Source organism: Enterobacter cloacae complex sp. P47BA, from assembly GCF_014930485.1.
Lineage (GTDB): Bacteria > Pseudomonadota > Gammaproteobacteria > Enterobacterales > Enterobacteriaceae > Enterobacter > Enterobacter bugandensis.
The window spans coordinates 237,671-262,460 of the sequence record NZ_JADBRF010000002.1 but is presented as its reverse complement, the minus strand read 5'-3'; the positions used below and the strand labels follow the sequence as shown (position 1 = coordinate 262,460).

Sequence of the window (24,790 nt, the reverse complement as noted above, 5' to 3'; positions counted from 1 at the left end):
ATGAGTCAAACCACTTTGTATCCGGTTGTGATGGCTGGTGGCTCTGGTAGCCGGTTGTGGCCGCTGTCCCGCGTGCTCTATCCAAAACAGTTCCTCTGCCTGAAAGGGGATCTCACCATGCTGCAGACGACGGTAAACCGTCTGCACGGCGTGGAGTGTGAAAGCCCGGTGGTGATTTGTAACGAACAGCACCGCTTTATCGTTGCCGAGCAGCTGCGCCAGCTGAATAAGCTCACGGAAAACATCATCCTGGAGCCTGCCGGACGTAATACCGCGCCCGCGATCGCCCTGGCGGCGCTGGCGGCAAAACGCAGCAGCCCTGACTGTGACCCGCTGATGCTGGTCCTGGCGGCAGATCACGTTATCCAGCAGGAAGACGCATTCCGCGACGCGGTGCGTGCCGCGATCCCTTACGCCGAGAGCGGCAAGCTGGTGACCTTCGGCATCGTGCCGGATCTGCCGGAAACCGGCTACGGTTACATCCGTCGCGGCAGCGTAACGCCGGGTGAGGGCGATAGCGTGGCGTTTGACGTGGCGCAGTTTGTCGAAAAACCGAATCTCGAAACCGCCCAGGCCTATGTCGCCAGCGGTGAATATTACTGGAACAGCGGGATGTTCCTGTTCCGCGCCGGACGCTATCTCGAAGAGCTGCGTAAATACCGCCCGGATATTCTGAACGCCTGCGAAAAAGCGATGGCGGTGGTGGACCCGGATCTCGACTTTATCCGCGTGGATGAAGAGGCGTTCCTCGCCTGTCCGGAAGAGTCCATTGACTATGCGGTAATGGAACGCACGGCTGACGCCGTCGTGGTACCGATGGATGCGGGCTGGAGCGATGTTGGATCCTGGTCCTCCCTGTGGGAGATCAGCGCCCATACCCCGGAGGGTAACGTCCATCACGGCGATGTTATTAGCCACAAAACGGAAAACAGCTACGTCTACGCCGAGTCCGGCCTGGTCACCACGGTTGGGGTAAAAGATCTTGTTGTGGTCCAGACCAAAGACGCCGTGCTGATTGCCGACCGTAATGCCGTGCAGGACGTTAAAAAAGTGGTTGAGAAGATCAAGGCCGATGGCCGTCACGAACACCACATCCACCGTGAAGTGTACCGTCCGTGGGGCAAATATGACTCCATCGACGCGGGCGACCGCTATCAGGTGAAGCGCATCACCGTGAAGCCGGGCGAGGGGCTGTCGGTGCAGATGCACCATCACCGCGCTGAACACTGGGTGGTGGTGGCGGGTACGGCCAAAGTCACCATCGACGGCGAAGTGAAGCTGCTGGGAGAAAACGAGTCCATTTATATTCCGCTGGGCGCCACGCACTGTCTGGAAAACCCGGGAAAAATTCCTCTCGATTTAATTGAGGTGCGCTCCGGCTCGTATCTGGAAGAGGACGATATTGTGCGCTTCCAGGATCGCTACGGCCGCGTGTAGCACGCAGCATCATGCCCGGCGGCGCTGCGCCTGCCGGGCCTACGAATGACAAAAATAAATTTGGCCATTAAGTGGTCAGGGCCAACTGTTGCCTGAAAAAGGGGTCATCATGGAAAAATTAACCTGTTTTAAAGCCTACGATATTCGCGGCAAGCTGGGCGAAGAGCTGAATGAAGACATCGCGTGGCGCATCGGTCGCGCGTACGGCGAATATTTAAAACCTAAGACCATCGTGCTGGGCGGCGACGTGCGTCTGACCAGCGAATCCCTGAAGCTGGCGCTGGCAAAAGGGCTGCAGGACGCGGGCGTGGACGTGCTGGACATCGGCCTGTCCGGTACCGAAGAGATCTATTTTGCCACCTTCCACCTCGGCGTGGACGGCGGTATCGAAGTGACGGCCAGCCACAACCCGATGGACTACAACGGCATGAAGCTGGTGCGCAAGGGCGCGCGCCCGATTAGCGGCGACACCGGTCTGCGCGACGTGCAGCGCCTTGCGGAAGCCAACGACTTCCCGCCGGTGAACGACGCGAAGCGCGGCAGCTACAAGCAGATTAACCTGCAGAAAGAGTACATCGACCACCTGCTGGGCTACATCAACGTGGCGAACCTCAAGCCGCTGAAGCTGGTCATCAACTCCGGCAACGGCGCGGCAGGCCCGGTTGTCGATGCGCTGGAAGCCCGTTTTAAGGCGCTGAACGTGCCGGTGACCTTCGTCAAGGTACACAACACGCCGGACGGTAACTTCCCGAACGGTATTCCTAACCCGCTGCTGCCGGAGTGCCGCGACGACACCCGTAACGCGGTGATTGAGCACGGTGCCGATATGGGCATCGCCTTCGACGGCGACTTCGACCGCTGCTTCCTGTTTGACGAGAAAGGGCAGTTTATCGAAGGCTACTACATCGTTGGCCTGCTGGCGGAAGCGTTCCTGGAGAAAAACCCGGGCGCGAAGATCATTCACGATCCGCGTCTTTCCTGGAACACCGTCGACGTGGTGAAGGCCGCGGGCGGCGAGCCGGTGATGTCTAAAACCGGCCATGCCTTCATCAAAGAGCGCATGCGCGAAGAAGACGCCATCTACGGCGGCGAGATGAGCGCGCACCACTATTTCCGTGATTTTGCCTACTGCGACAGCGGGATGATCCCGTGGCTGCTGGTGACCGAGCTGCTGTGCCTGAAAGGACAGAGCCTGGGCGAGCTGGTGCGCGACCGCATGGCGGCATTCCCGGCGAGCGGGGAGATCAACAGCAAGCTGGCGCAGCCGGCCGAGGCGATTGCCCGCGTTGAACAGCACTTTGCCATTCACGCGCTGGAGATTGACCGTACGGACGGCATCAGCATGGCGTTCCCGCAGTGGCGCTTTAACCTGCGTTCGTCCAACACCGAGCCGGTGGTGCGCCTGAACGTGGAATCCCGCGCTGATACGGCGCTGATGGAAGCCCGAACGAAGGACATTCTGGCGCTGTTGAATCAGTAACAATTGCCCCTCCCGGCGGGAGGGGGAACCGAATACAGGAACAACGATGACGAATCTAAAAAAACGCGAACGAGCGAGAACGAATGCATCGTTAATCTCTATGGTGCAGCGTTTTTCTGATATCACCATCATGGTCGGTGGATTGTGGGCGGTGTGTCGGATCAGCGGGCTGCCGTTCTTATATATGCATCTTCTGATGGCCCTGATTGCGCTGGTTGTGTTTCAGATGATCGGCGGGATGACCGATTTCTACCGCTCGTGGCGCGGCGTGAAAATGACCACCGAACTGATGCTGCTGCTGCAGAACTGGACTCTGAGCCTGATCTTCAGCGCCGGTCTGGTGGCGTTCAGCCATGATTTTGACAACCGCTTCGTGACCTATCTCTGCTGGTACCTGCTAACCAGCGTCGGCATGGTAGTGTGCCGTTCCCTGATCCGCTTTGGCGCGGGCTGGCTGCGTAACCGCGGCTATAACCGTCGTTTCGTCGCCGTAGCGGGTGATTTACCGGTCGGGAGAGTGCTGCTCGACAGCTTCCGCAAAGAGCCGTGGTTAGGGTTTGAAGTGGTGGGGATTTACCACGACGCGAAGCCGGGCGGCGTGCCTGCGGACTGGGCGGGCAATTACGCGCAGCTGATTGAAGACGCGAAGGCCGGAAAAATTCATAACGTCTATATCGCCATGCAGATGAAAGACGAAACCCGCATCAAGCAGCTGATGCGCGAGCTGGCGGACACCACCTGTTCGGTGATCCTGATCCCGGACGTCTTTACCTTCAACATTCTGCACTCCCGCATTGAAGAGGTGAACGGCGTGCCGGTGGTACCGCTGTACGACACGCCGCTGTCGGGTATTAACCGCGTGCTCAAGCGTGTGGAAGATATCGTACTCTCTTCCCTGATTTTACTGCTCATTTCCCCGGTGCTGTGCTGCATCGCTCTGGCGGTGAAGCTGAGCTCTCCCGGCCCGGTTATCTTCCGTCAGACCCGCTACGGCATGGACGGTAAGCCGATCATGGTGTGGAAATTCCGCTCCATGAAGGTGATGGAGAACGACAAGGTGGTGACCCAGGCGACGCAGAACGATCCGCGCGTCACCCGCGTGGGGAACTTCCTGCGTCGCACTTCGCTTGACGAGCTGCCGCAGTTCATCAACGTCTTTACCGGCGGCATGTCGATTGTTGGCCCGCGTCCGCACGCGGTGGCGCATAACGAGCAGTACCGTTCGCTGATTGAAGGCTACATGCTGCGCCATAAGGTGAAGCCGGGCATCACCGGCTGGGCGCAGATCAACGGCTGGCGCGGCGAGACCGACACGCTGGAAAAAATGGAAAAACGCATCGAGTTCGATCTGGAGTACATCCGCGAGTGGAGCCTCTGGTTCGATATCAAGATTGTTTTTCTGACCATCTTCAAAGGTTTCGTGAACAAAGCGGCGTACTAAGATGAGCTTACGTGAAAAAACCATCAGCGGCGCCAAGTGGTCAGCGATGGCGACCATCGTCATCATTGGCCTCGGCCTGGTGCAGATGACGGTGCTGGCGCGCATTATCGATAACCACCAGTTCGGCCTGCTGACCGTCTCGCTGGTGATTATCGCGCTGGCCGACACGCTGTCTGACTTCGGTATCGCCAACTCGATTATCCAGCGCAAAGAGATCAGCCATCTTGAGCTGACCACGCTCTACTGGCTGAACGTGGGGCTGGGGATTTTCGTCTTCGTGCTGGTGTTCCTGCTGAGCGACACCATCGCCAGCGTGCTGCACAACCCGGATCTCGCCCCGCTGATGCGCACGCTGTCGTTTGCCTTTGTGGTGATCCCCCACGGGCAGCAGTTCCGCGCGCTGATGCAGAAAGAGCTGGAGTTCAATAAAATCGGCATGATTGAAACCAGCGCGGTGCTGGCGGGCTTTACCTTTACCGTGGTGAGCGCCCATTTCTGGCCGCTGGCGATGACCGCCATCCTCGGTTACCTGGTTAACTCTGCCGTGCGTACGCTGCTGTTCGGCTACTTTGGCCGCAAGATTTATCGTCCGGGGCTGCACTTCTCTCTCGCGTCCGTCTCGTCCAACCTGCGCTTTGGCGCGTGGCTGACGGCGGACAGCATTATTAACTATGTGAATACCAATCTCTCGACGCTGGTGCTGGCGCGCATCCTGGGCGCGAGCGTGGCGGGGGGCTACAACCTGGCCTATAACGTTGCGGTTGTTCCTCCTATGAAGCTGAACCCCATTATCACTCGCGTGCTGTTCCCGGCGTTCGCCAAGATTCAGGACGACACCGAGAAGCTGCGCGTCAACTTTTACAAGCTGCTTTCCGTGGTGGGGATTATCAACTTCCCGGTGCTGCTGGGGCTGATGGTGGTTTCCAGCAACTTCGTGCCACTGGTGTTTGGCGAGAAGTGGAACGGCATTATCCCGATCCTGCAGCTGCTGTGCGTGGTGGGGCTGCTACGCTCCGTGGGCAATCCGATTGGTTCTCTGCTGATGGCGAAGGCGCGCGTGGATATCAGCTTTAAATTCAACGTGTTCAAAACCTTCCTGTTTATTCCGGCGATTATCGTCGGCGGGCATATGGCGGGCGCCATCGGCGTCACGCTGGGCTTCCTGCTGGTGCAGATCGTCAATACCGTTCTGAGCTACTTCATCATGATCAAACCGGTGCTGGGCTCCAGCTACCGTCAGTACATCCTGAGCCTGTGGCTGCCGTTCTATCTCTCATTGCCGACCCTGGCGGTGAGCTACGGTCTGGGCATTATCCTCAGCGGGCATCTGCCGCTGGCCGCGCTGCTGGCGGTGCAGGTTGCCGCGGGCGCGCTGGCGTTTGGCGTGATGATTGTGCTGTCGCGCAACGCGCTGGTGGTAGAGATGAAGCGCCAGTTTTGCCGTAACGAAAAAATGAAAACGCTGCTTCGCGCAGGCTAGTTCTTTAAGAGGCCATTATGAAATTATTAATTCTTGGCAACCATACCTGCGGCAACCGTGGCGACAGCGCCATCCTGCGTGGTTTACTGGATGCAATTAACACCCTTAAGCCTGAGACTGAAGTGGACGTGATGAGCCGTTATCCGGTCAGCTCATCCTGGTTACTGAACCGCCCGGTGATGGGCGACCCGCTCTACAGCCAGATGAAACAGCACAACAACGCCGCGGGCGTGATGGGGCGCGTGAAGAAAGTGCTGCGCCGTCGCTACCAGCATCAGGTGCTGCTTTCCCGCGTCACCGACACCGGCAGGCTGCGCAACATCGCGATCGCGCAGGGCTTTACGGACTTCGTGCGTCTGCTTTCCGGCTATGACGCCATTATTCAGGTCGGCGGCTCGTTCTTCGTCGATCTCTACGGCGTGCCGCAGTTTGAGCATGCGCTGTGCACGTTCATGGCGAAAAAGCCGCTGTTTATGATCGGCCACAGCGTCGGGCCGTTCCAGGATCCGCAGTTTAACCAGCTCGCGAATTATGTGTTTGGCCACTGCGACGCGCTGATCCTGCGCGAATCGGTCAGCCTCGACATGATGAAGCGTAGCGAAATTGACACCTCTAAAGTAGAACACGGCGTGGATACCGCCTGGCTGGTGGATCACCAGGACGATAACTTCCAGCCGAGTTACGCGGTGCAGCACTGGCTCGACGTGACGGCGAAACAGAAAACCGTTGCGATTACCCTGCGTGAACTCGCCCCGTTCGATAAGCGTCTTGGCACCACCCAGGCAGCCTATGAGAAAGCGTTCGCCGACGTGGTGAATCGCGTGCTGGACAGCGGTTATCAGGTGCTGGCGCTCTCAACCTGTACCGGCATCGACAGCTACAACAAAGATGACCGCATGGTGGCGCTGAACCTGCGCAACCTGGTGAACGACCCGTCCCGCTACCACGTGGTGATGGACGAGCTGAACGACCTGGAGATGGGCAAACTGCTCGCAGCCTGCGACCTGACCGTGGGCACCCGTCTGCACTCGGCGATTATCTCCATGAACTTTGGCACGCCGGCCATCGCCATTAACTATGAGCACAAGTCCGCCGGGATTATGCAGCAGCTTGGCATGCCGGAAATGGCCGTGGATATTCGTCATCTGCTGGACGGATCGCTCGGTGCAATGGTGGGGGACACCCTGGGTCAACTGCCCGCGATCAATGAACGCCTGGCGGTGGCGGTGAAAGCCGAGCGCGAGAAGGGCATTGACATGGTGAAGTCGGTACTTGACCGCGTGCGGGAGGGGAAATGAAGGTTGGTTTCTTCTTACTGAAATTTCCGCTGTCGTCTGAGACCTTTGTACTGAACCAAATTACCGCGTTTATCGATATGGGATATGACGTCGAGATCGTCGCCCTGCAAAAGGGCGACACCAAAAATACCCATGCGGCGTATACCCAGTATGGGCTGGAGGCCAAGACCCGCTGGCTGCAGGACGAACCGGCCGGGAAGCTGAGCAAGCTGCGCTACCGGGCCAGCCAGACGTTACGCGGGATCCACCGCGCGTCGACGTGGCGCGCGCTGAACGTTTCCCGCTATGGATCGGAATCTCGCAATTTAATTCTGTCGGCCATCTGCGGGCAAACGGCGCAGCCGTATCGTGCCGACGTGTTTATCGCCCACTTTGGCCCGGCGGGGGTCACCGCCGCGAAACTGCGTGAGCTTGGCGTAATTGATGGCAAAATTGCGACCATCTTCCACGGTATCGATATTTCCAGCCGCGAGGTGCTGAACCACTACACGCCGGAGTATCAGGAGCTTTTCCGCCGCGGCGACATGATGCTGCCCATCAGCGACCTGTGGGCCGGACGACTGAAAAGCATGGGCTGTCCGGCGGAGAAAATTGCCGTGTCGCGTATGGGCGTGGATTTAACGCGCTTCACTCGCCGCCCGGTTAAGGTGCCGGGAAAACCGCTGCAGATCATCTCCGTAGCCCGTCTGACCGAGAAGAAAGGTCTGCACGTGGCCATCGAAGCCTGCCGACAGCTGAAGGCACGCGGGGTGGCGTTCCACTATCGCATTCTCGGCATTGGCCCGTGGGAACGTCGTCTGCGCACGCTTATCGAACAGTATCAGCTGGACGATGTCGTGGAGATGCCGGGCTTCAAGCCGAGCCATGAGGTTAAAGCCATGCTCGATGAGGCTGACGTGTTCCTGCTGCCTTCGGTAACGGGCGCCGATGGCGATATGGAAGGCATTCCGGTGGCGCTGATGGAGGCGATGGCCGTTGGGATCCCGGTGGTATCGACGCTGCACAGCGGGATCCCGGAGCTGATCAAATCTGATCATTCCGGCTGGCTGGTGCCGGAGAATAACGCGATGGCTCTTGCGGATCGATTGGCTGCCTTCAGCGACATCGACCAGCAGGCGCTGGAGCCTGTGCTCCAGAATGCCCGACAAAAAGTTGAAACCGATTTTAACCAGCAGGTAATCAATCGCCAGTTAGCGAGCCTGCTGCAAACGCTGTAACGCCGAGGTTGTATGCTGAAAAAGATTACCCGACGCACCTTTGTCTCTTCTCTGTCTGTTCTGGCGGCCTCGCCGCTGCTGTCGTCCCGCATGGCGCGGGCGGCAAGCGGAAAGACGGTCTCCATTAATCAGTACAATAACAACGACTGGATCGCCGCTTTTAAGCAGGCGTTTAAGGACGGTGACACCGTCGTTGTCCCGGCCGGACTTACCTGCGAAAACATCAATACGGGCATTTTCATTCCCGACGGTAAAACGCTGCTGATCCGCGGAGCGTTGACCGGCAACGGACGTGGGCGTTTTGTGCTGCAGGAAGGCTGCAAAGTGATCGGTGAAGGCAGCGGGCGCACGGAGAACATCACGCTCGATGTTCGCGGCTCGGACTGCGCGATCAAAGGGCTGGCAATGAGCGGATTTGGGCCGGTGACGCAGATTTACATTGGCGGCAAGAAACCTCGCGTGATGCGCAATCTGGTGATTGATAACATCAGCGTGAGCCAGGCTAACTACGCCATCCTGCGCCAGGGCTTTCACAATCAGGTTGATGGCGCCCGGATCACCAACAGCAAATTCAGCCATCTGCAGGGCGATGCGATCGAGTGGAACGTTGCCATCAATGACCGCAATATTCTGATCTCCGATCATGTGATCGATAACATCAACTGCACCAACGGCAAGATCAACTGGGGCATCGGCATCGGCCTCGCCGGCAGCACCTACGATAACGACTACCCGGAAAAGCAAACCGTGAAGAACTTCGTGGTGGCAAATATCACCGGCAGCAACTGTCGCCAGCTGGTGCACGTTGAGAACGGGAAACACTTTGTTATCCGCAATATAAAGGCCAAAAATATTACCCCCGATTTCAGTAAAAAGGCGGGTATAGACAATGCGACGGTCGCCATTTATGGCTGTGATAATTTCATTATTGATAATGTCGACATGGTCAACAGTGCCGGAATGTTAATCGGCTATGGCGTAATTAAAGGCGATTATTTGTCCATCCCGCAGAACTTCAAGCTTAACAATATCCACCTGGATAATCGCCAGCTTGCGTATAAGCTGCGCGGAATTCAAATTTCATCCGGTAATGCGACCTCCTTTGTAGCGATCACCAACGTGGAGATGAAGCGGGCGACGCTTGAGCTGCACAATAAGCCGCAGCATCTTTTCTTACGTAATATCAACGTGATGCAGGAGGCAGCTATTGGCCCCGCGCTGAAGATCAACTTCGACCTGCGTAAAGATGTGCGGGGTAAATTTATGGCCAAAGACGAAACCTTGCTGTCGCTGGCGAACATTAAAGCGGTGAATGAGAAGGGGCAGAGTTCGGTGGATATTGACCGGGTGGATCAGCAGGTAGTGAATGTGGAAAGGCTGAATTTTGCGCTTCCGCACAGATAATCGACAACTTTCTTTTTTGAGACTATTCCTGGCACAGAAGTGTGATCTATTCAGATTACAACTACAGAAATTTGTGGGGCTAAGGCGTAACATTGTCAGAGGATTACGGCAAATCATGCTGGCGAAAACAGGTTTAAGAGCTATAATTCGTCAACCATTTTAAGGTGGAAGAAATAATGATTAATTTGAAAGCAGTCATTCCGGTAGCAGGCCTGGGCATGCATATGCTGCCAGCCACTAAAGCCATTCCTAAAGAGATGCTGCCGATCGTCGACAAACCGATGATTCAATATATCGTCGACGAGATTGTTGCTGCAGGGATCAAAGAAATCGTCCTGGTTACCCATTCGTCCAAGAATGCGGTTGAGAACCACTTCGACACCTCTTACGAACTCGAAGCGCTGCTGGAGCAGCGCGTCAAACGCCAGCTACTGGCAGAAGTGCAGTCTATCTGTCCGCCAGGCGTAACCATTATGAACGTGCGTCAGGCGCAGCCGCTGGGTCTGGGTCACTCGATTCTGTGTGCCCGTCCGGTTGTGGGTGACAATCCGTTTATCGTTGTTCTTCCGGACATTATTATCGATACCGCTTCAGCCGATCCGCTGCGTTACAACCTGGCGGCAATGGTGGCGCGTTTCAATGAAACCGGCCGTAGTCAGGTGCTGGCGAAACGCATGAAGGGCGATCTCTCCGAGTACTCCGTTATCCAGACAAAAGAAGCGCTGGAGACGGAAGGGCAGGTGAGCCGCATCGTTGAGTTCATCGAAAAACCCGATCAGCCGCAGACGCTGGATTCGGATCTGATGGCGGTTGGCCGTTATGTTCTGAATGCCGATATCTGGGCGGAGCTGGAAAAAACTGAGCCAGGCGCCTGGGATCGTATCCAGTTGACCGATGCAATTGCAGCACTGGCGAAAAAACAGTCCGTTGACGCGATGCTGATGACAGGTGACAGCTACGACTGCGGTAAGAAGCTGGGATACATGCAGGCGTTTGTAAACTATGGGCTGCGCAACCTGAAGGAAGGGGCGAAGTTCAGAAACCGGATTGAGAAGCTGTTGGCTAACGACTGATATTCCTTCCGCGTCCAGAACAAACGGCAGTTATCATTTTTGGTGTTGAGACATAACCAAAATGATAACTGCCGTTTTTTGTTATTAATTTTAATGATTACATAGGGTTATCTGATTCAAATCTCAGCAGCTTTGTAGCGATTTGTGCTTGTTTCTGCGGTCGTTTAGGACGACAATTAACGCCAGTTTTTGTCTGTAACCAGACAAGCAAAATCATTTAATCAAACATCGCTCAGTGCACTGGTAGCTGTTAAGCCAGGGGCGGTAGCGTGCCTGGCATTTACAATTGAATTTTAAACGAACAGTTGTGAACGAGACAGTCTCACGCAAATCTGCACTACGTGCGGGCGTAAATATCAGATTGAGCCGATAGGGGATGTCAATGAAAGTAATGGTGACGGGCGGGACCGGGTTTCTTGGAACTGCTTTAGTCCAGGCGTTGAAGTCATCAGGACACGAGGTGATATTAACAACGCGCAAGCAGGAGAACCCTGAACAGGGCATTTACAACCTGGGTGATATCTCAGCCAATACCAACTGGTTAAATCTCCTGCAAGGATGCGACACTGTCATTCATACCGCAGGAAGGGCGCATATCCTTAATGATGATGCTCAGGACGCTTTAGCGGAATTTCGCCGTGTCAATCACGACGCAACGATGAAATTAGCGAGCGATGCTGCGACCAGCGGAGTTAAACATTTTATCTTTGTAAGCTCAATCGGCGTTAACGGTAATGTCACCTCAGGGATCCCATTTACTGAGGCCTCGGAGCCACAACCCTCCTCTGATTACGCCATTTCCAAGCGAGAAGCCGAGCAGAGTCTGCTTAATCAATTTGCAGAAAGCGATATGGCGATCACCATTGTTCGCCCGGCATTGATTTGTGGTGAAAATGCACCGGGTAATATACAGCGCCTTTTAAAACTGGTTTCTAAAAACCTACCGTTGCCATTTAAAAATGTCAGGAACAAGCGAGCGCTGGTGTCTCTGGATAATGTCGTCAGTTTCATCAGCGAATGCGTGGTAAATGAGAAATCCAAAAATCAACTCTATTTACTCGCCGATGCAGAACGTCCTTCAACCGAAGATATGATTAATGCCTTTGCCTCAGGAATGGGCATTAAAGCGAAACTGGTCTCATTTCCAACGGGTATCTTCAGGTTATTGCTTTCTTCAGTTGGTAAACGAGGTATTTACGATCAGCTGTTTGGCGATCTGGAAGTCGATGCCTCTAAATCCCGGAAACATTTAAACTGGACGCCCCCGATAACCCTTTTTGAAACGATGAAAAAAACGGCGAAATATTATATCGAAGGTAATAAATAATGATGAGTTTTGGGATTGTGATATTCGCTTTTTTAGTATCATGCGCGCTGACCTGGGGGCTACGTGGTTATGCCATTAAGCATAACGTTATTGACCGTCCAAACCAGCGAAGTTCGCATTCGGTACCAACCCCACGAGGGGGCGGAGTGGCTATCGTTCTGACGCTCCTGGCGGCGTTAGTCTGGTTTTATTTCAGCCGCGCGCTGACGCTGGATAGCTTCCTGGGTTTATTTATTCCAGGATTGATTGTTGCCATCATCGGTTTCCTTGACGATCACGGCCATATCGCGGCACGCTGGCGTCTGTTGATGCATTTCCTTGCGGCAGCAATCGGCATCTATTTCTTAGGTTCTTTCCCTGTCATTACGCTGTTTGGTTATGACGTTTCCTTATCCTGGGTTGGTATGATTCTGGGCTGCGTTTATCTGGTCTGGATGCTTAACTTATATAATTTTATGGATGGGATTAATGGCTTAGCTAGCTCGGAGGCCATCACCTTTGCTGCATGTAGTGCGGTATTGATGGCTATCAACCCGTATACAGACGCGCCAGGCTCTCTTTATCCTCTCACGCTTGCCCTTATTGGTGCCGGAGCTGGCTTTCTTGTCTGGAACTTCCCGGTCGCGAAAATCTTCATGGGCGATGCCGGAAGTGGTTTTCTTGGTATAACAATCGGACTGATGATCCTGCATATTGCGAAAGTTGACTCGCACTTCTTTATTGCAGAATTATGCTTGCTGGGCATATTTATCGTCGATGCCACGACAACGCTATTGAGGAGGCTCGTAGCAGGTAAAAAGGTCTATGAAGCACATGCCAGCCATGGCTACCAAATCCTAGCAAGAAAATATGGCAGCCACGTTCCGGTGACATCATTGGCAATTGCCGTCAATCTGCTGTGGCTTTTCCCCTTCGCCTTTTTTATTGCCTCAGGCAAAATTGATGGTGTTGTGGGGCTGCTCATCGCCTGGTTCCCGCTTCTCGTTGTTGCACTGAAATATGGTGCAGGAGTTAAAGACAAAGAGAGCAACGTCAATGCATGACTTATTGATTTTGGGCGCGGGTGGTCATGGCCGTACGCTGTACGAGACAGCGAGACTGCTGGGATATAAGGATATCGTTTTCCTCGACGATAATACCTCTGCCTGCCAGGAAATTAATCAGCTGATTATTGGAAAAATTTCCGAACTACAGTTACATATTGGTAAGGTCAGTCATGTCGCTATTGGCATCGGAAACAATAAAGTCAGAGAGCAGCTCTATCAGCAACTGCTCGGCTTAGGTATTCATCCTGTAACGCTTATACATCCCTTTGCATTTGTCAGTCCATCGGCGACCCTTGCTGAGGGAACTGTTGTGTTAGCGGGAGCTGTAGTGGGTGCCAACGCAAAATTAGGTTTGGCGACGATTGTGAATAGCCACTCGACAATAGATCACGATGCCATTCTTGGTGATTTCGCTCATTTAGGTGTTGGTGTCCATCTTGCGGGCAGCGCTGTGATTGGGAAAGCAGCGTTTCTCCAGGCGGGGACAGTGGGCGGTTATAATACTAAAGTAGACGATTACTCAGTGTGTCCTGCTGGTACTATTTTATAAACTGAATGCAAGCTTTAGTGAGGCGACCAGTTTTTAGTATGCTAAATTATTTAATATCTTTACCCAGACCAATTAAGCGAATTATTACTCTCTTCATAGATGTTATACTGCTCTTATCCGCTTTTTGGTTTGCATTTTGGGTGCGTATTGATTCAATGACTCCGATATATAGTACGGAGCATTGGCTTTTTATTTTCTCAATAATTTTAGTTACTCTGGCAATATTTGTTAAATTAGGGCTGTATCGGGCCGTAATCCGTTACATTACTGCCAAGATATTATTAGTAGTAACGATGGGGATGGTCATATCGTCCATTTTGCTTATTATCGCAGCGTTCTATACCAACCTCTATTTGCCGAGAACAATTCCTTTTATCTATTTCTCATTCGGTCTGCTGCTTATTGCCGGATCACGGCTTGGAATGAGGATGTTGGTGAATCGTGGGTTGAATCTGGGCACTCGGGTAGTTATTTATGGTGCAGGTGCATCGGGTCGTCAATTACTGCCTGCGCTGAGCCAGATGGACGAATATTACCCCGTTGCTTTTGTCGACGATAATCGCGCCCTGCAAGGTCAGGTGATTCACGGAGTAAGCGTCTTCGCACCAGAAAAACTGCCCTGGCTGGTTGAGAAATACGAAGCGAAGAAAATTCTGCTGGCCATGCCAAGCGCAAGCCGGGCCAGAAAAAACGAAGTCATTAAAACCCTGGAAGGTCTGCCGTGCGAAGTGCTCTCGATCCCGGGAATGGTCGATCTGGTGGAGGGGAAGGCAAGTATTGATTCCTTGCGGAAAGTCGTTATTACAGACCTGCTGGGCCGCGATCCTGTCTCACCCATTCCGGAACTGATATCCCGTAATATCAACGGGAAAACAGTGATGGTTACCGGGGCAGGGGGGTCTATAGGGTCTGAACTATGCCGACAGATAATTAAAAATAAGCCAAACCAGCTTATTCTGTTCGAACTGTCCGAATTCTCCCTCTATTCCATTGATTCCGAACTGCGTAACCTGAATCTGGGTCAGGATTTTAAAGTTAAAATCTATCCAATCCTCGGAAACGTTCAGGATAAAGAGCATCTCGAAAGGTTAATCAGAGCATTCAACGTCGACACAATTTATCATGCTGCGGCGTACAAGCATGTACCGCTTGTCGAGTTCAACGTACTTGATGGCGTGCGCAATAATATCTTTGGTACGTTGAGTTGCGCTCAGGCCGCGGCAAGTTGCGGTGTTGAAAACTTTGTCTTGATTTCGACTGATAAAGCCGTTCGCCCTACCAACACCATGGGGGCGACCAAGCGCATGGCGGAGCTGGTGCTGCAAGCGCTGGCGAAGGAATCCAGTAAAACCTGCTTCAGTATGGTTCGTTTCGGCAACGTGTTAGGCTCATCAGGCTCAGTTGTGCCGTTATTTGAAAAACAGATTGCTGCAGGTGGACCGGTGACGCTGACTCACGAAGATATCACGCGTTACTTTATGACTATTCCTGAAGCGGCTCAATTGGTTATCCAGGCGGGAGCCATGGGCACGGGCGGCGATGTTTTTGTTCTGGATATGGGGGAACCCGTCAAGATCATCGACCTTGCGCACCGCATGATTACGTTGCAAGGGCTTACCGTTCGCGATGATAAAAACCCTTATGGTGATATCGCGATAAAAACAACGGGTCTGCGGCCTGGTGAGAAACTGTATGAAGAGTTGCTTATCGGTGACAATGTATCCGTTACGCAGCACCCGCGTATCAGGACTGCTAACGAGGTGATGTTGCCGTGGAGTGAGATGAGCATTATTCTCCGTGACCTCGACAACGCCTGCTGTCAGTTCGACTACGAGCGCGTGCGAGAGATACTTTTACAGGCACCTGCAGCATTTAATCCAACCGACGGTATCTGCGATTTACTTTGGAATGTAAAGGTAAGTTAAAATAGCAGATTGTCAGTTTCTCCGCCCTGGAAGCTTATCAATAGTTACCTGGGCGACAGCAACTAATTAATTGTTTCTGATAACATTAAGAGCGAAATAAACGTGAAAATTCTGGTCACTGGTGGAGCAGGCTTTATTGGGTCTGCGGTGGTACGACACATTATTAATGATACGCAAGATTCTGTTATTAACGTCGATAAACTGACTTATGCTGGGAATCTTGAATCGCTGGCCGAAGTTTCGCACAGCGAACGCTATCATTTTGAACATGCCGATATCTGCGACAGCAATGCCATGGCGCGTATTTTTGCAGAGCACCAGCCGGATGCGGTGATGCACCTGGCGGCCGAAAGCCACGTTGATCGCTCGATCACCGGCCCGGCAGCCTTTATTGAGACTAACATTGTTGGTACCTATGTACTGCTGGAAGCAAGCCGCCAATACTGGTCAGCGTTAGATGCTGATAAAAAAGCGTCTTTCCGTTTCCACCATATCTCAACAGATGAAGTCTATGGCGATCTTCCGCATCCGGATGAAATGGCCAAGGGAGCTGAACTGCCGCTGTTTACTGAAAAAACGGCCTATGCCCCAAGCAGTCCCTATTCTGCTTCTAAAGCATCCAGCGATCATTTGGTCCGTGCCTGGCTGCGTACCTATGGTTTCCCTACCATTGTGACTAACTGTTCTAACAATTACGGTCCATATCACTTCCCGGAAAAACTTATCCCGCTGGTCATTCTCAATGCGTTGGAGGGTAAAGCCCTGCCTGTTTACGGTAAAGGAGACCAAATCCGCGACTGGCTGTACGTAGAAGATCACGCCCGTGCGTTATACACCGTGGTAACCCAGGGCAAGATTGGCGAAACCTATAACATCGGCGGCCACAATGAGAAGCAGAATCTTGATGTGGTAAATACCATCTGCTCATTGCTGGATGAAATCGTGCCGAAGGAAGGTTCCTATCGTGACCAGATAACGTATGTGGCTGACCGCCCGGGTCACGATCGCCGCTACGCGATTGATGCAGAGAAAATTGGTCAGGAGTTGGGCTGGAAGCCTCAGGAAACTTTCGAAAGTGGCATTCGTAAAACCGTAGAATGGTACCTGGCGAACACAAAATGGGTAGAGAACGTGAAAAGCGGCAGCTACAAGTCCTGGATTGAAGAAAACTATGGAGATCGCGCCTGATGAATATTCTTCTGTTCGGTAAAACCGGTCAGGTGGGTTGGGAGCTACAGCGTGCTCTGGCACCGCTGGGCAATTTGATTGCGGTTGACGTCCATTCGCAGGAGTATTGCGGTGATTTCAGCAACCCTGAAGGCATTGCAGAAACGGTGCGCCGCATTAAGCCTGATGTCATCGTCAACGCGGCTGCGCATACCGCCGTCGATAAGGCCGAGTCAGAACCTGAATTTGCTCAGCTGCTGAATGCCACGAGTGTCGAGGCGATTGCCAAAGAGGCCCAAAAATTGGGGGCCTGGGTTGTTCACTACTCTACTGATTACGTATTCCCGGGTAATGGCGATACGCCGTGGCTTGAGACGGACGCCACAGCGCCGCTTAATGTGTATGGCGAGACCAAACTTGCTGGTGAAAAAGCCTTAAGTGAAAATTGCTCACGCCATTTGATCTTCCGGACTAGCTGGGTTTATGCCGGTAAAGGGAATAATTTTGCGCGTACCATGCTGCGACTGGCAAAAGAGCGCTCTGAGCTGTCTGTTATTAACGACCAATTCGGGGCCCCTACGGGTGCTGAATTATTAGCAGACTGTACGGCTCATGCTATTCGGGTTGCCCTGAATAAACCTGAAGTGGCGGGAACTTATCATCTGGTTGCCAGTGGTACAACAACCTGGTACGACTATGCCTCTCTGGTATTTGATGAAGCGCGCAAAGCCGGAATTGAACTGGCATTACAGCAGCTTCATGGCGTGCCGACCAGTGCGTACCCAACGCCTGCAAAACGTCCGGCAAACTCGCGCCTCAATACGTTAAAGTTCCAGCAGAATTTCAACCTCGTACTGCCTCAGTGGGACGCGGGGGTTAAGCGTATGCTGACTGAGTGGTTTACAGCGACAGCGATTTAATAATGATCGGGATGCCTGGGAGTGGGCATCTTATGACTATAGAGATGATGAAATGAAAACGCGTAAAGGTATTATTCTGGCGGGTGGCTCTGGTACTCGTCTGTATCCAGTAACAATGGCTGTTAGTAAACAATTATTGCCTATTTATGATAAGCCGATGATTTACTATCCGCTTTCAACGCTGATGCTGGCTGGTATTCGAGATATTTTAATTATTAGTACTCCGCAGGATACACCGCGTTTTGAACAGCTTCTGGGTGATGGAAGCCAGTGGGGGCTGAATCTGCAATATAAAGTCCAGCCAAGCCCGGATGGTCTGGCGCAGGCTTTCATTATTGGCGAAGAATTCATTGGTAACGATGATTGCGCCCTGGTGTTGGGGGATAACATTTTCTATGGTCACGACCTTCCTAAATTGATGGATGCAGCGGTTAATAAAGAAAATGGTGCAACGGTTTTTGCCTATCACGTGAACGATCCTGAGCGTTACGGTGTTGTCGAGTTTGATAAAAATGGTACCGCCATCAGCCTCGAAGAAAAACCGCTGGAACCGAAGAGTAATTATGCAGTGACGGGACTCTATTTCTACGATAACAGTGTCGTTGAGATGGCGAAGAATTTAAAACCGTCAGCACGTGGTGAACTGGAAATCACGGATATTAACCGTATTTACATGGAGCAAGGAAAGCTTTCCGTGGCTATGATGGGCCGTGGCTTTGCCTGGCTTGATACAGGGACTCACCAGAGCCTGATTGAAGCGAGTAACTTCATTGCAACTATTGAAGAGCGCCAGGGGCTGAAAGTTGCTTGTCCTGAAGAAATTGCTTACCGCAAAGGATTTATTGATGATGAGCAGGTTAAAAAACTCGCTGCTCCGTTGTCAAAAAACCAATACGGACAATATTTACTGAAAATGATTAAAGGTTATTAACTGATGAATTTTATTAAAACAGAAATCCCAGAGGTATTAATCTTTGAACCCACAGTATTTGGTGATGAGCGTGGTTTTTTCATGGAGAGTTTCAATCAAAAAAAGTTTGAAGATGCGGTAGGGCAACAAATAGATTTTGTTCAAGATAACCACTCAAAATCATCTAAAGGTGTGCTTCGTGGTTTGCATTACCAGAAAGAACCCTACGCACAAGGAAAATTGGTCCGCTGTGTCGCAGGAGCTGTCTTTGATGTCGCAGTCGATATTCGTAAGAATTCTCCGACTTTTGGGAAATGGGTTGGTGTTATTTTATCTGCTGAGAATAAACGTCAATTGTGGATCCCTGAGGGATTCGCTCATGGTTTTCTGACTTTAGAGGATAATACTGAATTTTTATATAAAACAACGGATTATTATCATCCAGAAGCCGAGGGCTCGATACTCTGGAATGATGAAGACATTGGTATAAATTGGCCTAAAGAAGACAATGTGATTTTATCTAAAAAGGATAAAGATGCTCCACTGATGAGTTTTTTGATTAAAAGTAAAATTATATGAGTTTAATTAAGAACAGCAGTTGGAATATATTTGGACTTGCGCTCCCATTGTTAATGGCTATCCCCGTTATGGGGATTTTAGCTCGATTACTCGGAGTGGAACGCTTTGGTCTTTTTACTATCGCATATGCCCTTATGGGCTATGCGAGTGTTTTTGATGGCGGTCTATCAAGAGCTGTAATACGATTTGTTTCTACACATAGAAACGATGAAAAAAGAGTGAATGCTATTCTTGGAACATCACTTTATGCTGTGACCGGGCTTAGTATTATTATCGTTCTGCTTGCATATTTTTTTGCTCCTTCGTTAGCACACTTTTTAAATGTATCCCCAGATCTTTTCAATGAATTGACGCTAGCGCTACGTTTGTTAGTTTTATGTGTGCCGGCTTTGTTGCTTACTCAAGTTTGGAGAGCTTATCTTGAGGGTGTCGAGAAATTCTCAAGTCTTAATATCCAGCAAGTCACAACAAGCCCATTTATTATCTTACTCCCTCTTTTTGCAGTACTTTATTCTCCGACACTAACCTCTGCTGTATGTGGATTAGTGGCAGGAAGATGGATTGTGGCACTGATAAGTTGGAAAGTGTGTGCAAGCCACCTTAAAGAATTTCGACGGATTTTTCGGAAGGATATTTTTTCAGAACTGATGAGTTTCGGTGGATGGGTTACCTTAAGTAATATAATTGGTCCACTCATGGGGTTTGTTGACCGATTTGCCGTTTCTCATTTTTCAGGTGCAAGTATTGTAGCTCATTATTCTGGGCCATCAGATATGGTCGCTAGATTAGCATTGTTCCCCGGTGCTGTCGCTAGAGCATTATTTCCAAAATTGAGTTATTCGAAATCTAAAGACTCCCATTCAGTCTATAGTCGCACGTTGTGGTCGGTGTTCTTTTTTTCGATAATTCTTGCTACTCCTTTTTTTATCTTTTCCAGCGATATTTTAGGATTATGGTTAGGTAAAGAATATATGGGAGATGCAGCACAAATATTTCGGATTTTATTGGTTGGTTTTGTCTTTAATTCAGTGGCGCAGATCTGCTTTGCAAAGATACAGTCCGCAGGACATGCAAAATGGACGGGGATTGTTCATATTGTTGAGTTTTTCCCTTATCTGCTGATTTTATATTATTTGACTACTACCTATTCGATCTTTGGGGCTGCAGCAGCATTTTTAATAAGATCTTTTGTTGATTTTTTAATCTTATTTTATGTTGAGAAAGTTGGAATTCGTATGAAAGCAGGTGGCTGAAATGGATGTTATAATCTCGATGATTATAGTTTATACATGTGGTCTGATGCTATGTTTTTATCTCAAGCTTGAGTGGATTCATCCCGCAGTCGTGCATGCGCTACTATGGCTTCTATCTTCCGTTCTGGCATTGTCTTTTTCAGAAGAAGAATATTTACCGAAGGTTTATTTCATACTTTTTGCTAACTTAGCTTTCTTTCTTGCAGCTATTATTGGTGGAGAAACAACTTCACTAAAAATTATGGGTAAAATTGATGGTGGACGGCAACGTATTTGGCAAAATATTATACCTTTTGTGTTCATAATTTCGTTTTACGCAGTTATCCTGGTTAAGTTTAATATTAGCACACTATGGAATATTTCTGCTTTTCGTGATTATCTCGTTGCGGATGATGGTGCTAATTTTGGCCTTTTAGGTCGATTAGCTTTACTCTCACTTTTTTCATCATGTTTTTTACTTATTGGTCATCGAAAATTATTTCTAATGAGTTTTGTACTTTCAGTACCAATGCTTTTACTGCTTGGTGCTAAAGTTCTAGTACTGCTATACCTATCAACGATACTCATTTTGACACCAAAAAGACTTAAGTTGTCGAAAGTTATGATTTTTGGCGTGGGGTTTATACTATGTTTCCTTGCTGGTATGAGCATACGTTATCCAGACGCACCTTTAGAACTGATATTTTATTATCTATATAATTATGTTTCTGGTGGTGTGTTGGCATTTTCACAATTGAATGACTCTTCTTCTCAAGAATTTGGATATTATTCATTTAGAAATATATATTTATGGTTGAGCTTTCTTCATCCGTTCAAAATTGCTAGTATTTTGCAAGATTGGGTAAATGTTCCATTCCCAACAAATATATATACATATCTACGTCCTTATTTTCTTGATTTTGGTTATTTTTCAATTTTTTTCCCAGCAATATTTGGTTTCCTCTCCGGTCGTGTTTATACATGGAAGTATAAAAACCTCCGGGCTTATTATGTGATTTACCCGATAGTCCTTTACGCGATTTTAATGCAGCTTTTTGATGATCAATACATGACTTGGTTATCGAATTGGATCTTGCTAGCCTTTGTTGGTTCTCTTATGATGTATGGAAAGAAAAATGTTAGAAATAGCAGCGTTAATAGTAACGTTTAATCCTGATGTTCAGATACTCGCCAGACTTATTGAGCGTTTAAAATCCTCAAAACTTAAATTAAAAATTTTTTTAATCGATAATGCGAGTGATAATGCACAAACTTTAATGAGTACGTATTTGCCTGAGCATGATTTTATTTTTCTCGAGGAAAATATAGGATTAGCTGGAGCACAAAATATTTTACTTCGAAAAATCGTGAATTCTGACTCAGATGCAGTGCTCTTTTTTGATCAAGATTCAGAACCGACTGATGAGTTTATTACTTCCCTTACTCAAGGCTTACTTAATCTCAAATCAAAAGGCAATAAAGTTGGTGCCGTTGGGCCTGTATTTTATGATCCAAGAACGGGAACAAAAACACCGTTTTCGTTGATTCAGGGATGCCGTATCAGGAGTATTCATCCAGAGTCCAGCGACCCACTTAAAGTTTCTTTCCTTATTAATTCCGGTATGTTGGTACCTGTTCAAACATTAAAAGATGTGGGTCTAATGCGAGATGAATTATTTATAGATTATATTGATGTTGAGTGGTGTTTGAGGGCCGCAAAAGAGGGGTATTCTTTTTATGCTGTACCAAATGCCCAAATGAGTCATACAATTGGAGATGCTCGAAAGGTTTTTCTGGGAAGAGAGGTTAGTATACATAGTCCGTTAAGACGCTATTATCTTGCAAGAAATTCTATTTATATGATGAGATTATCATATGTACCTGTTGGTTATAAATTTAGAGAGGTCATTTTCTCTACAATTCGTACTTTAATGTTTGTCGCCTGTGTGGATAAAAAACTTACATATATAAAATATATATTCCGCGGATGGAAAGATGGCATTCTGAAAAGATACGGGAAGTATGCTGGTTAAGTATAAGCAATGGTAAAAGATTTTATTTAAGGAGTTTTAATTGATTAGCTCGGTCACTGTTACATATAATCCAGACCTTGATTGTTTTAAGGCGCAACTTGAATCTCTTCAACAGCAATTAGATCACTGTGTAGTAGTTGATAATGGTTCAAAGAATGTAGCTGACATTGAAGATCTTTGCCAGCAGTTTAAATATGATCTGATTAAATTAGATACTAATCGAGGGCTCTCTTGCGCGCAAAACATTGGTATCGAAAATGCTATATCTCGCGGTGCCGAATATTTATTACTTCTTGATCAAGACAGTGTATTAGGTGCTAATTTCATCAGCGCCATGAGTAAGATGTACACCCAGAATAACGTTGGTATCCTGGGGCCTTCTTTTTATGATCCGCACACAAACGAATTTTATTGGGGCACAAACTACATCGGTCCATTTATCAAACGAACGCCAATAGAGGAAATAACAGATGTCACCTACGTTATTGCATCTGGCTCTTTCTTTTCTTCTGAAGTTTACGAGAAAGTTGGTAAAATGGAAGAAGCATTGTTCGTGGATTATATTGATGTGGAGTGGGCCCTGCGTGCTAAAAAATTAGGGTATCGCGTTGCAATGACTAATCAGGCGTCAATGGCTCACACGATTGGTGATTCAAGGCTGAATCTGTTAGGACGTAAAATATCTGTTCATAGCCCGATGCGACGTTACTTTTTGGTCAGAAATAGCTTCTTTATGATCAGAAAGTCATATATTCCAGTGGGTTATAAAGTTCGTGAGGTTTTCCTTAATTTTGCTCGTGCTGCAATATCTTTAATTCTTAATAAAGAAAAAAAGAAAACGTTGATGATGATCTTTTACGGTATTTCTGATGGTCTTTCTGGAAGATTTGGACCATTCAAAAGACATTAATACCAGGTGTAGCTGTCTCGTTGCAAGTTAATGAGCGTTAGTAACGATATACTTATCGGACTGTTTCAAAAACTATGAAAATTCTTTATATAATTACACGCGCGAATGAAATCGGTGGGGCTCAGACTCATTTGCGTGATATGACATCTGGTTTAGTAAAGGATGGTCATCAAGTTGAGTTAATCGTTGGAGAGCAAGGCGCTCTGGTTGATGAAGTTCGCGTATTAAATGTGAAAGTTCATATTATCCCTGAGCTGGTAAGGGAAATATCGCCTTATAAAGATATTAAATGCGCTTTAATTATACGCAAAATTATAAAAGAATTTTCTCCGGATGTTATTGCACTTCATTCTTCTAAAGCTGGAATTGTAGGAAGATTGGCAGCTCTTTTCCTGAAAATTCCTGTTGTTTTCACCGTACACGGTTGGTCATTCGCAAATGGTGTTCATGATAAGAAACGTCGCTTGTACATTGTTATTGAACGATTATTCAGTAAAATTACCGATGAAATAATCACAGTCTCTGCGCAAGATAAACAACTTGCAATAGAACATAACGTTGCGTCTGCCAGTCAGCAAACGGTGATCCATAATGGCGTACCGTTAAAAAGTGCTGCTCCTCATGTTTACCATACTCATGACGTAGTGAAGTTAATTTCGGTAGCTCGTTTTTCAGAACAAAAAGATCATGAAAGCTTATTGAAAGCGTTGAGTCGATTAGAAACAAGAAACTGGGCGTTGACGCTGGTAGGAAAAGGCCCCAGGTTAGATGAGATGAAACAGCTTTCACAGGATCTTGGAATTAGCGAGAATGTACTGTTTACAGGCGAACGTTTAGACGTTGATGCCTTGCTGGCAGACAGTGATATTTTCCTGTTAATTTCTAACTGGGAAGGTTTCCCTATCAGTATTCTCGAGGCTATGCGTGCAGGCTTGCCTGTTTTAGCATCAGACGTTGGTGGCGTTTCTGAATCTGTCATTGATGGCAAAACGGGATATCTCGTTCCTCGTGCAGATATTGATGCCATTAAAAACAGACTCGCTGACTTAATTAGTGATAGTGCTTTACGTGTTGAATTAGGCAAGTCAGGAAATGAATTTTTCCTTGAAAACTTCTCATTCAATGCAATGTATAATAAAACGGTTGAACTTTATCAAAAAGCAATCAATAAAAAACATAATAAATAATAGAATTTGTTATCTGCTGCGATTTTGTTCATTTATAAATAAAATATACTTACATGCTTTGTAGGGATTTAATATATCCCGTTTTGTGTCGTCTGGCGTGATCAAGGCCACAAATGCCTACCTCTGTCCCTGATTTATGAGTTAAGATTCTTGCAAATTATATCTGTCGGGGTT

21 protein-coding genes are annotated in these 24,790 nt (G+C 49.0%); all 21 read left to right on the top strand.

Annotated elements, in window-relative coordinates; genetic code table 11:
* The 21 genes from cpsB to IM299_RS04595 all read left to right on the top strand — a co-directional run bounded on the left by cpsB (position 1) and on the right by IM299_RS04595 (position 24,616).
* On the top strand, positions 1-1,437 hold the full coding sequence (gene cpsB, locus IM299_RS04695) for a mannose-1-phosphate guanyltransferase (RefSeq protein ID WP_028013792.1): 1,437 nt from the start codon (positions 1-3) through the stop codon (positions 1,435-1,437).
* A gap of 109 nt (positions 1,438-1,546) precedes the next feature.
* The gene (gene cpsG / locus IM299_RS04690) at positions 1,547-2,917 is read left to right on the top strand and encodes a colanic acid biosynthesis phosphomannomutase CpsG (RefSeq protein WP_041909126.1); all 1,371 of its coding nucleotides are present in this window, start codon (positions 1,547-1,549) and stop codon (positions 2,915-2,917) included.
* A gap of 46 nt (positions 2,918-2,963) precedes the next feature.
* Positions 2,964-4,358 (top strand): undecaprenyl-phosphate glucose phosphotransferase, encoded by a 1,395-nt coding sequence (wcaJ, locus tag IM299_RS04685; protein WP_041909129.1) that lies wholly within the window; start codon positions 2,964-2,966, stop codon positions 4,356-4,358.
* Position 4,359: 1 nt separating this feature from the next.
* The gene (gene wzxC / locus IM299_RS04680) at positions 4,360-5,838 is read left to right on the top strand and encodes a colanic acid undecaprenyl disphosphate flippase WzxC (protein WP_044596701.1); all 1,479 of its coding nucleotides are present in this window, start codon (positions 4,360-4,362) and stop codon (positions 5,836-5,838) included.
* Positions 5,839-5,855: 17 nt separating this feature from the next.
* The gene (gene wcaK / locus IM299_RS04675) at positions 5,856-7,136 is read left to right on the top strand and encodes a colanic acid biosynthesis pyruvyl transferase WcaK (protein ID WP_063942178.1); all 1,281 of its coding nucleotides are present in this window, start codon (positions 5,856-5,858) and stop codon (positions 7,134-7,136) included.
* Positions 7,133-8,353, top strand: a complete 1,221-nt coding sequence (gene wcaL, locus IM299_RS04670; protein ID WP_193357104.1) for a colanic acid biosynthesis glycosyltransferase WcaL — start codon at positions 7,133-7,135, stop codon at positions 8,351-8,353. Before wcaK ends, wcaL begins: the two co-directional genes overlap by 4 nt.
* A 12-nt stretch (positions 8,354-8,365) precedes the next feature.
* The gene (gene wcaM / locus IM299_RS04665; protein ID WP_041909137.1) at positions 8,366-9,757 is read left to right on the top strand and encodes a colanic acid biosynthesis protein WcaM; all 1,392 of its coding nucleotides are present in this window, start codon (positions 8,366-8,368) and stop codon (positions 9,755-9,757) included.
* A 176-nt stretch (positions 9,758-9,933) separates the two neighbouring features.
* A complete protein-coding gene (galF, locus tag IM299_RS04660; protein ID WP_048957548.1) occupies positions 9,934-10,830 on the top strand; it encodes a GalU regulator GalF in 897 nt (298 codons plus the stop codon).
* A 382-nt stretch (positions 10,831-11,212) separates the two neighbouring features.
* Positions 11,213-12,157 carry an NAD-dependent epimerase/dehydratase family protein gene (locus IM299_RS04655; protein ID WP_045629900.1) on the top strand — a complete coding sequence of 315 codons (945 nt, stop codon included), beginning with the start codon at positions 11,213-11,215 and terminating at the stop codon, positions 12,155-12,157.
* Entirely contained in the window at positions 12,157-13,200 is a 1,044-nt protein-coding gene (locus IM299_RS04650) for a glycosyltransferase family 4 protein (RefSeq protein WP_163332518.1), read from the top strand. The genes IM299_RS04655 and IM299_RS04650 overlap by 1 nt, the downstream gene beginning before the upstream one ends.
* Complete coding sequence (locus IM299_RS04645; RefSeq protein ID WP_022648623.1) at positions 13,193-13,753, top strand: hypothetical protein; 561 nt, start codon at positions 13,193-13,195, stop codon at positions 13,751-13,753. The genes IM299_RS04650 and IM299_RS04645 overlap by 8 nt, the downstream gene beginning before the upstream one ends.
* Before the next feature lie 38 nt (positions 13,754-13,791).
* Positions 13,792-15,678 carry a nucleoside-diphosphate sugar epimerase/dehydratase gene (locus IM299_RS04640; RefSeq protein WP_041909144.1) on the top strand — a complete coding sequence of 629 codons (1,887 nt, stop codon included), beginning with the start codon at positions 13,792-13,794 and terminating at the stop codon, positions 15,676-15,678.
* Positions 15,679-15,780: 102 nt separating this feature from the next.
* Positions 15,781-16,866: a dTDP-glucose 4,6-dehydratase gene (gene rfbB, locus IM299_RS04635; RefSeq protein ID WP_045355505.1), complete on the top strand. Its 1,086-nt coding sequence runs from the start codon at positions 15,781-15,783 to the stop codon at positions 16,864-16,866.
* Positions 16,866-17,765: a dTDP-4-dehydrorhamnose reductase gene (gene rfbD / locus IM299_RS04630; RefSeq protein ID WP_041909148.1), complete on the top strand. Its 900-nt coding sequence runs from the start codon at positions 16,866-16,868 to the stop codon at positions 17,763-17,765. Before rfbB ends, rfbD begins: the two co-directional genes overlap by 1 nt.
* Before the next feature lie 52 nt (positions 17,766-17,817).
* The gene (gene rfbA, locus IM299_RS04625) at positions 17,818-18,696 is read left to right on the top strand and encodes a glucose-1-phosphate thymidylyltransferase RfbA (protein WP_041909149.1); all 879 of its coding nucleotides are present in this window, start codon (positions 17,818-17,820) and stop codon (positions 18,694-18,696) included.
* 3 nt (positions 18,697-18,699) lie between these two features.
* Entirely contained in the window at positions 18,700-19,254 is a 555-nt protein-coding gene (gene rfbC, locus IM299_RS04620) for a dTDP-4-dehydrorhamnose 3,5-epimerase (RefSeq protein ID WP_048957549.1), read from the top strand.
* Complete coding sequence (locus tag IM299_RS04615; RefSeq protein ID WP_048957550.1) at positions 19,251-20,507, top strand: flippase; 1,257 nt, start codon at positions 19,251-19,253, stop codon at positions 20,505-20,507. Before rfbC ends, IM299_RS04615 begins: the two co-directional genes overlap by 4 nt.
* Before the next feature lies 1 nt (position 20,508).
* Positions 20,509-21,657 carry an O-antigen polymerase gene (locus tag IM299_RS04610; protein ID WP_045629819.1) on the top strand — a complete coding sequence of 383 codons (1,149 nt, stop codon included), beginning with the start codon at positions 20,509-20,511 and terminating at the stop codon, positions 21,655-21,657.
* Positions 21,623-22,519, top strand: coding sequence for a glycosyltransferase family 2 protein (locus tag IM299_RS04605; protein WP_048957551.1), 897 nt, complete (start codon positions 21,623-21,625; stop codon positions 22,517-22,519). The genes IM299_RS04610 and IM299_RS04605 overlap by 35 nt, the downstream gene beginning before the upstream one ends.
* Positions 22,520-22,559: 40 nt before the next feature.
* Positions 22,560-23,429, top strand: coding sequence for a rhamnosyltransferase (locus IM299_RS04600; protein ID WP_045629817.1), 870 nt, complete (start codon positions 22,560-22,562; stop codon positions 23,427-23,429).
* A 74-nt stretch (positions 23,430-23,503) separates the two neighbouring features.
* Positions 23,504-24,616 (top strand): glycosyltransferase family 4 protein, encoded by a 1,113-nt coding sequence (locus tag IM299_RS04595; protein ID WP_059354943.1) that lies wholly within the window; start codon positions 23,504-23,506, stop codon positions 24,614-24,616.
* Positions 24,617-24,790: the final 174 nt, after the last annotated feature.